This is a genomic window from Apilactobacillus sp. EABW-1NA (assembly GCF_030398685.1).
GTDB lineage: Bacteria > Bacillota > Bacilli > Lactobacillales > Lactobacillaceae > Apilactobacillus > Apilactobacillus waqarii.
Genome location: NZ_JAPDKO010000037.1, coordinates 1 through 8,131 on the forward strand (window position 1 = coordinate 1; position 8,131 = coordinate 8,131).

General features: G+C 36.9%; 10 protein-coding genes. 5 read left to right on the forward strand and 5 right to left on the reverse strand.

Annotated features, from left to right (window positions below):
- Positions 1-149: 149 nt before the first annotated feature.
- Complete coding sequence (locus OEZ61_RS07570; RefSeq protein ID WP_034532738.1) at positions 150-662, reverse strand: type 1 glutamine amidotransferase domain-containing protein; 513 nt, start codon at positions 660-662, stop codon at positions 150-152.
- 171 nt (positions 663-833) lie between these two features.
- Between OEZ61_RS07570 and OEZ61_RS07575 the strand changes: the two genes are divergently transcribed.
- Positions 834-1,436, forward strand: a complete 603-nt coding sequence (locus OEZ61_RS07575) for a DUF3862 domain-containing protein (RefSeq protein ID WP_034532737.1) — start codon at positions 834-836, stop codon at positions 1,434-1,436.
- Between the two features lie 30 nt (positions 1,437-1,466).
- On the opposite strand, the gene OEZ61_RS07580 is transcribed toward OEZ61_RS07575, so the two are convergent.
- The 4 genes from OEZ61_RS07580 to OEZ61_RS07595 all read right to left on the reverse strand — a co-directional run bounded on the left by OEZ61_RS07580 (position 1,467) and on the right by OEZ61_RS07595 (position 4,517).
- On the reverse strand, positions 1,467-1,748 hold the full coding sequence (locus tag OEZ61_RS07580) for a hypothetical protein (RefSeq protein WP_034532735.1): 282 nt from the start codon (positions 1,746-1,748) through the stop codon (positions 1,467-1,469).
- Between the two features lie 111 nt (positions 1,749-1,859).
- Positions 1,860-2,894 carry an NADH:flavin oxidoreductase/NADH oxidase gene (locus OEZ61_RS07585; protein WP_034534808.1) on the reverse strand — a complete coding sequence of 345 codons (1,035 nt, stop codon included), beginning with the start codon at positions 2,892-2,894 and terminating at the stop codon, positions 1,860-1,862.
- An 85-nt stretch (positions 2,895-2,979) separates the two neighbouring features.
- Complete coding sequence (locus OEZ61_RS07590) at positions 2,980-3,234, reverse strand: hypothetical protein (RefSeq protein WP_034532731.1); 255 nt, start codon at positions 3,232-3,234, stop codon at positions 2,980-2,982.
- A 62-nt stretch (positions 3,235-3,296) separates the two neighbouring features.
- Complete coding sequence (locus tag OEZ61_RS07595; RefSeq protein WP_034534818.1) at positions 3,297-4,517, reverse strand: MFS transporter; 1,221 nt, start codon at positions 4,515-4,517, stop codon at positions 3,297-3,299.
- 164 nt (positions 4,518-4,681) lie between these two features.
- Here OEZ61_RS07595 and OEZ61_RS07600 point away from each other — a divergent pair, with 164 nt between their 5' ends.
- From OEZ61_RS07600 to OEZ61_RS07615, 4 genes are all read left to right on the forward strand, one after another.
- Entirely contained in the window at positions 4,682-4,903 is a 222-nt protein-coding gene (locus tag OEZ61_RS07600) for a hypothetical protein (protein ID WP_034534807.1), read from the forward strand.
- 10 nt (positions 4,904-4,913) lie between these two features.
- Complete coding sequence (locus OEZ61_RS07605) at positions 4,914-5,936, forward strand: SEC10/PgrA surface exclusion domain-containing protein (RefSeq protein WP_034534806.1); 1,023 nt, start codon at positions 4,914-4,916, stop codon at positions 5,934-5,936.
- Between the two features lie 188 nt (positions 5,937-6,124).
- Positions 6,125-7,036 carry a YdcF family protein gene (locus tag OEZ61_RS07610; protein WP_290047290.1) on the forward strand — a complete coding sequence of 304 codons (912 nt, stop codon included), beginning with the start codon at positions 6,125-6,127 and terminating at the stop codon, positions 7,034-7,036.
- A 201-nt stretch (positions 7,037-7,237) separates the two neighbouring features.
- Positions 7,238-7,984, forward strand: coding sequence for a hypothetical protein (locus OEZ61_RS07615; RefSeq protein WP_034534799.1), 747 nt, complete (start codon positions 7,238-7,240; stop codon positions 7,982-7,984).
- Positions 7,985-8,131 lie beyond the last annotated feature (147 nt).

Below are 8,131 nucleotides of genomic sequence, written 5' to 3' on the forward strand. Positions count from 1 at the left end.
TTATTAATAATTTTTGTAAATCCTAAACCATTATAATAATCTTTAATGGCAGCTAATTTTAATTCTTTAGAAAACATAAAAGAACCCCTTAGGTTAGATTTCTCCAACTCAAGGGGTTCAGTTCAAAGCCTATAAGGCTTCTTTTTTATTTATTTTACGAACTTGACGATTTCAGAATTGAATGAATCTAAATCATCAGGAGTTCTGCTTGTAACTAGTTTGTGCTTTTCATCTACTACGACTGGTTCATCATGAACTTCTGCACCGGCATAGAATAGGTCATACCTGATTGTTGTGTATGCAGTTAACTTCAATTCACTTGCTAAACCGGTTTGGATAAAGAATTGAGGACCGTGACAAATTGCAAACACTGGCTTATTAGCCAATAGAAAACGTTTTACAAAATCGTTGAAACGATCATCTGCTCTCAATGCATCTGGAGAGCCTCCGCCGGGTAATAGTAATGCGTCATAATCATCGAAGTTGGCGTCATCGATACCTAAATCAACCTTTTGTGTGTCACCATGTTCACCGGTAATTGTGTTTCCGGCCATGTCTTCGATAATTTCAACTTCATGACCTGCATCCTTTAATGCCTTCATAGGTGAAGTTAATTCAGAATCTTCGTATCCGCTGGTAACAATTGCAGCAATCTTACTCATAGATACAACCTCCTTTTTCTTTCTTCACCATTCATGGTATTAGGAAAAGTCATTGATTACAAGTTTTTGGTTTAAAAAACATGGTTAAATTATGAATAAATAATTTAAATTATTGATATTTAGCCACTAGTTTGATTAAAATACTAATAGAACATATTGAGGAGATATAGTATGAATAAAATTTTTAAGATTTTCCTAGCGCTTTTTACCTGCCTACTTGTATTAAGTGCTTGTGGTAAGAAGAAGGCTGAAGATACCAACCAAACAATTTCTGGTCCAAAGCCTTCCCTATCAGACGCTTTGAATACATCAGGTATCTCATTAGAAAAGTACCAACAAATCAAGTACACCGATCAACAATTACACGGTGGTTCAAGTTACAAGAAGGTTGTTAGCCTATTAGGTAACCCATCTAAGACTACCAACACTACCCTTACCAACAACGCTCAGGCAAAGCAATACACTTGGCAAATGGGTGGAAACGCACAACTACAATACATATTTGTAATTGTTTACAAGGACAAGGTTTTAAGCAAAGGTTACCAACAAAATACCGCTGCTAAAATTGTCAAGAAAGCAAAAATTGACAAGATTGCTAAAAATACCTCATTCTCAGACGTTCAAGCAACTCTAGGATCACCACTTTCACAACAAGAAGCAGATGGAATGTCATTTATGACCTACCAATATGACAATTCACATGCTTACAACCTAACCTTTAAGGATAAAAAGCTTAGCGAAAAGCAATCAGTTAGCCTAAATACTAATAACTAAAAAAAGAACCGATATTATATCGGTTCTTTTTTACATGATATCAATATATCCTTCATCCCTTAACGATTCTAGTGTTTCCAATAAATCATCGGTGCTCATGTTATCTAATTGTTCTAAAAATTGTTTTTCGTAGGTGTCGATTAAATCATCAAAATAAGACTTAATTGTTTTTGGTTCCAATTGACGATACATTCTCATCTTATCTTCTGGCTTACGAAGGTCGAATTGATAGTATTGTTGGAATTTTTTAACGTACCATGCTCCTTTAATCTTCGCACGATATGTCATAATTCTTTCGTCTGTCCAATACATATAATCACCTCATTTTATTCGCTGTAATAGAATAATTATATAACAAATTAAAATTAGATGACAAAATTTTACCAATAAAAAAAGATATCCAAATGGATATCTTTTTATTTTTTACTTTTGACCACGTTCGTAAGACGCATCAAAGGCCTTAAAGTCATGATCATGTAATTCTTTTGCGGCATCTGCCAACCAGTTAGTGTTTCTTAGCAATGCGCGTCCTTCCATAATCAAGTCAGCTTGATTGTTTTGTAGGATGTATTCGGCTAACCCTGGGTTATCTAGCAAACCAACAGTTGAGACATCAATATTTACTGCTCTTTTAAGTTCAGTGGCAAACGGAGTTTGATATCCGTCATGAACTGGGAAGTTAGGTCCCTTTGGAAGTAAGCCACCGGTTGAAACGTCGATTAGTTTTATGCCGGCTTCTTCTAACCACTTACCGATTTGTTGCCAGTCTGCCATAGTATTTTGTAATCCACTGTCATCGTAATCAGTTAATGATAAACGAATCCATACAGGGCCAGCGAAGTTAGCCTTCACAGCATCAATGACTTCAGAAACAATACGGAAACGATTTTCTAGGCTACCACCATATTCGTCATCACGCTTATTTGAAACGGCTGATAAGAATTGGTTCAACAAGTACCCGTGGGCACCATGAATTTCAATCATGTCTACCCCGGCATCATTAGCACGTTTGGCAGCTTGACCAAATTCATTAACGATGTTTGTGATATCTTCCTTGCTTAGTTCAACTGGTGTATTGCTGTCGTCACTAAATGCGATTGAACTTGGTGCAACCGGAACATCTTCATCGGCAGCTTTTCTACCAGCATGGTTCAATTGAACCCCTACCTTTGAACCTAGGTAGTGAAGAGATTCGACCAAACGGCTGAATTCACTCACTTGTTCGTCATTCCATAATCCGAGGTCATTATTACTAATACGACCTCTTGGATCAACAGCTGTGGATTCGGTAATAATCAATCCAACGCCACTAATTGCACGCATCCCATAGTGTGCAAAGTGAAATGGTGTTGCGATTCCATTTTCACGAATCACTTCATATGTACACATCGGTGACATCACAACTCGATTCTTAAGAGATAGTCCACCAACATTTGCCGGTTCAAGTAATTTTGACATATCCATCTTCCTTTCGCTTACTTAATGTAAGCCATTATACACGGATAATTATTAAAATAAAAGAAAAAGACACCCTATCGGATGCCTACTTAGTCAATGCTTTCATCGCGTTATTGAAACAATCTAGTGAACAGTTAATTTCACCTTTAATGATTCTAAACTTACGATCAACATATTCTTGTGTTATTTCACGCTCATCTGTTTCATTTAAGTATTCCACCAAATGGTCGATATCTCGAACAACATTGCTGTCACGATTGGTTCCATCTAGTGCGTTTATGATGTGTGAACGCGTTCTCTTTAATGTTAGTAAATTGTTATCAATTTCTTCTCTAGTCATCGCAATCCACCTCCAAATATTATCCTATTAATTATAATGATGTTTCATCAATTAACAAATATTTAGTTCTTGTCGGTTTCAATTGACTTGATATTCTTGCGAACTAGGAACAAGTTGATTCCGGCTAAAATAGTGGTAGCAATGAAGACACCACGGTAGCCACCGATTAATACGACCGCTGAACCAATCATTGGTCCAGTCACGTTTCCGGCTGCTTGGAAGCTTTGGTTCCAACTAAAGACCTGGCTGATTCGATCATGAGGACTATACTTAGCTAAAATTGCTTGAACTGTTGGCAACAATGCCGCATCGGAAATCCCGATTAGAAAACGCAAGGTCCCTAATTGCCAAACGTTTTGCACGAATGTTGTTAGGAAGAAAACACCCATTGAAAATACTAGCCCAAATTTCAATATTTGATGCGAACCAATCTTATCACCCAAACGGCCAAAGAATGGAGCTACTGATATCATCGCTACCCCGTTGATGGCTTGGATAATTCCGGCGGTCAACGCAATGTTGGTCGATGTCGGATCTAATTGTTTAACGTACAAACTCAAGGTTGGTGAGATTGAGTTATTAGTTGCTTGAATAAATAAGGTGGTTAAAAACATTCCAAATAAGATTTGCTTAGTTGGAATACCAGATAAGAAATGGGGTTGTTTTTCCCCTTTTTCGTGTGGCACTGGTTTAAAGTTTTCATGAACGAAAAAGATACTTAGAACAAATGCTACCAACATTGCTAGACCGGTAATCAAGAATGTATAACGGTAGCCAAATGTATCGGCGATTAATCCCCCAATCATTGGTCCGATTAGTGTTCCAGATACGTTTCCTGTCGCTAGTTTTCCAGATGCATGTCCCACATGACTCTTTGGCGTTTCAGCTGCCACCAAGGCGTTGGCGTTACTGATGAATCCAGAAAAGACCCCTTGTAAAAGACGAAGGACAATTAATTGCCATGCACTAGTTACCAGACTCATTGCACCAATTACGACGGCCATCCCCAAGGATGCTCTAAGTAACATTGGCTTTCGACCATACTTATCAGCTAGGATTCCCCACAATGGTGAAACAATCATCTTTACAAGAAATGGCGCTGCAAATGCCATCCCACTGTAAATTGATGTTTGCGTGGCGTTGTAATCGCCCAGTTGACCTATAAATAATGCAATGAATGGACTGATACTGCTAAATCCGATTCCAGCTACGAATGTCCCAAACCATAAGACGTTTAGGTTTTGTTTCCAGTTTATCGCTCGATCACCCAAGGGTGAACTCATCTCCTTATTTTTTGAATTCTTTGACACATAATTACGCATTATAACACTTAAGCAAAGTTTCTGTAATTATTAAGTAATTTTTAAGATTACAACTATATATTTGAGGTAAATACCAATTGTGATAATATTATTTAAACAAAACTTTCAATAAGGGGTGAAATACCATGCAACAAACTCAAAGTTTCTTTATGCTTTTCTCATACGGTGTATTTTTATTTGGTGCCATTTGTATGGGAATTGGCTGGTTCTTTTTCAAGCTTCGCGCGATGTCCAATCAACCTGCTTGGGACGGAATTGGTGGAAAATTAATTAAATTTGGTTTATTCATTGTTGTAATCGGGGTAATCCTAGTTGGATTAGCTGTATATTTATTAGGAAGTAGATAGGTGAAATAATATGAAAAAAACAATTAAAATGATTGCCGCTGCTGCTTTAATCGGTTCTGTGATTGCTTCTTCAGCACCAGCTGTGACTACTCATGCAAGTTCCACTAAAAAGGAATCTTCATTAATTAAAAAATTTAAACAACAAACTACTGATGATGCTATTATCGCAACTACCAAATCAATCAGTAAATTAACTACCGCTGACTTAAATAACTTTATTCCAACTCAAGCGATGAAGGTTAGCGGTAACCAAGTTACCGATCCTGGTTCTGACGCTAATTTCGTAACTAAAATTAACTACAAAGCTAAGAAGAACCCTAAAAACGTAATTAAGTTACCTAAAGGATACACTAACGCAGCTTTGAAAAAAGCAGCTAGTGAAAAATCAATCGGTAACTACAAGGTTCAAGTAGCAATGGGTAAGATTGGTCTAAAGGGTCTAGCAATGAACTCCTTTACACCAAGCAAGAAAGATCTAAGCAGAAACGTTAACCTAAACAAGATGACTTACAGTCAAAGAAAAGAACTTACTAAATTTGCCCTAAGCATCTTAAACCCAGCCATCAAACAAGCTAAGGGAATCCAATACAAGTCTTCTAAGAACACCATTGCTGTTGCTCAAACATTTGCCAATGTTTACAGCAAAGATAACTGGAACAACACCGGTAAAAAGACTGGTCATGACTTGAGAACTAAGGCAGTCGCTTCTAAGAAATACAAAATTTCAGACGTTGCTGAAGAAAACTACAGTGATAACCCATCATTTGCCTTAACTAACACTAAGATTAAGAAACGTGTTGTGACTATGGCAGCTTTAAAGCATGCCGTTTACAACTCAATTGCTCTTCAATTATTTGAAGACGGCCCATCATATTGGGGTCACGCCACTGCTTTAATGAACTTAGACATCCACAAGAAATACCAACCAAACTACTTTGCAGTAGCATTTGATAAATTTGGTGGTATTCACTTCGTAATGGTTCCACATAACAAATTAGTTAATAAGAAATATGTTCCCGGAGCACTTGTATAGTGTAAAATGGAGATAAACAAAAGCTCACAATGATTTGTGAGCTTTTTTATCCTAACAGATTAAGGATGATATATATGTACTTTATACCTTTAACATTAATAATTTGTATTGGCCTTTTATGTTGGTCTTTTCATAAAAATAAGGCATCATTTTGGAACGGATTCCTATTCTTACTATCTGTTTTTGCATTGACAGGAAACGTGATGTTCTTCTCACTAATCAGTAGTATCAGTATTTTACACGTCGTTTTCTTAGTCCTTGCATTGGCAATCATGATTATCCTAACTTTAATTTACGCCTTACACGCAGTTTTATTAATTTGGAATGGAATTATTGTGTGGAGACGAGAAAGTCATTCATTAGCTAACTTATTAACACTGATTATCGGTGTTTTCTTGTTAATTTACCCGCTTTTGAGTTTCCTATTCTTGCGCAAACTGATTCCAAAGCCATATAACCTAATGATTGAACATTTCACCGAAATGAGTTCATTCTACATGATCAGTATCTTCTTGATTTTCTCCCTTTCAGTCTGGATTTGTAACTTCTATCGTCCCAAACCAGATAAGGACTTCATCATTGTATTAGGGGCCGGTTTGCTAAACGGAAACGAGGTCTCACCACTTCTTGCATCTCGAATTGACCGCGCCATTGATTTCTATCAAAGCCAAATCAGTGTTTCTGACAAGCATCCCCTAATCATCTGCTCTGGTGGTCAAGGTGACGACGAAAAGATTCCAGAAGGTGTTGCCATGAGAGACTACGTGATACAAAGGGGAATAAATCCAGATGATGTCGTCGCAGAAGATAAGTCGGTCAACACAATCCAAAACTTCGCTTTTTCCAAGAAGATTGTCGATAGATACAAACTGGATCCAAATAACGGTATCTTTGTTTCAAACAACTATCACATCTACCGTGCCACAGCTTACGCTAAGAATGCCGGTATGAAAATCAGCGGCATTGGTTCCAAGACCAGTGGATTTTTTCTACCAAACGCGATTATCCGAGAATTTATCGCTATTTTAATGAAACACAAATTGGCTAACCTATTAATCATTTTATTGTTTATTGTAATTTCGGTAGTCGAAAAACTATAATAAAAAGCATCGGTTTTTCCGATGCTTTTTTATTTAGGCCACGTAAGCCACGATACAGACGAACAGGACGATTCCCACGACGACCATTGCGGCTACCAATAGTTTATCTTGTTTCATATTTCTACCTCTTTTTGTAACCTTAGTTTAACATTTATTCGTTATTATTACTGATATACTAATATCAACAAAGAAGGTGTAACAATGAAAAAATTCTTAATGTTATTAACCATTTTCTCTACCCTGGCAATATCGACAAATGGTTATGAAGCTTTCGCTAAGGCTAAAAATACCAAACCATATATCTACAGTGTGTCCGACGAGAATAATCATGGTGTCGGGGTCATCAATTCAAAGCACTATGAATATTTATACACTGATTTAACGTTTACTAAGCATGCAAAACGATTATACAAACTACAAGATCAGCCAGTGACCGTTGGTACCAGTTACCACGTGCAAAAATACAAACACGGCAAGAAATTCCAAGCAATCTACCAAGCCCTATACCAAAATCATCAACTAATCGGCTATGCTTGGCATGGTGCCATTCAATTGAATAAGACCGCATCATTTAACCATCAAATGGAGGTTAATACAATCGGGGTCATTAATATCGCTAGAAGTTACAATGGACTAGCCCCACTTCAATTAGACTTTGATTTGGAAAAAGACGCCAACAACAAGATTACTTCAATTGAAAACTCTCTGGTGCCAGCTAACTCCGATAGCGTTTCATACTGGCAATTCAGTGATGAAAACAATTATCGTGGAACCTCACTAAGTTGGATTTTGTACTCCGACATTTCAAATAGTTCCGATGCAAACTACACCAAGTTATTAACCGATAGCAACATCACAAAGATTGGTGTTTCTGCCAAGAATACCACCATTTTAAATGGTCAAACCAACCAATCAAATAACTACTATGTCGTTATCGAGACAAAATAAAAAACGTTGCTAATATGCAATGAACTGAACCCCTTGAGTTGGAGAAATCTAACTAAAGGGGTTCTTTTATGTTTTCTAAAGAATTAAAATTATCTGCCATTAAAGATTATTATAATGGTTTAGGATTTACAAAAATTACTAATAAAT

What these genes read in the sequence shown, in the direction of transcription:
- OEZ61_RS07595 (WP_034534818.1), bottom strand. Translation starts at nt 4,517, where the DNA reads ATGAGTTCACCCTTGGGTGATCGAGCGATAAACTGGAAACAAAACCTA.
- OEZ61_RS07580 (WP_034532735.1), bottom strand. Translation starts at nt 1,748, where the DNA reads ATGTATTGGACAGACGAAAGAATTATGACATATCGTGCGAAGATTAAA.
- OEZ61_RS07605 (WP_034534806.1), top strand. Translation starts at nt 4,914, where the DNA reads ATGAAAAAAACAATTAAAATGATTGCCGCTGCTGCTTTAATCGGTTCT.
- OEZ61_RS07590 (WP_034532731.1), bottom strand. Translation starts at nt 3,234, where the DNA reads ATGACTAGAGAAGAAATTGATAACAATTTACTAACATTAAAGAGAACG.
- OEZ61_RS07585 (WP_034534808.1), bottom strand. Translation starts at nt 2,894, where the DNA reads ATGTCAAAATTACTTGAACCGGCAAATGTTGGTGGACTATCTCTTAAG.
- OEZ61_RS07570 (WP_034532738.1), bottom strand. Translation starts at nt 662, where the DNA reads ATGAGTAAGATTGCTGCAATTGTTACCAGCGGATACGAAGATTCTGAA.
- OEZ61_RS07600 (WP_034534807.1), top strand. Translation starts at nt 4,682, where the DNA reads ATGCAACAAACTCAAAGTTTCTTTATGCTTTTCTCATACGGTGTATTT.
- OEZ61_RS07615 (WP_034534799.1), top strand. Translation starts at nt 7,238, where the DNA reads ATGAAAAAATTCTTAATGTTATTAACCATTTTCTCTACCCTGGCAATA.
- OEZ61_RS07575 (WP_034532737.1), top strand. Translation starts at nt 834, where the DNA reads ATGAATAAAATTTTTAAGATTTTCCTAGCGCTTTTTACCTGCCTACTT.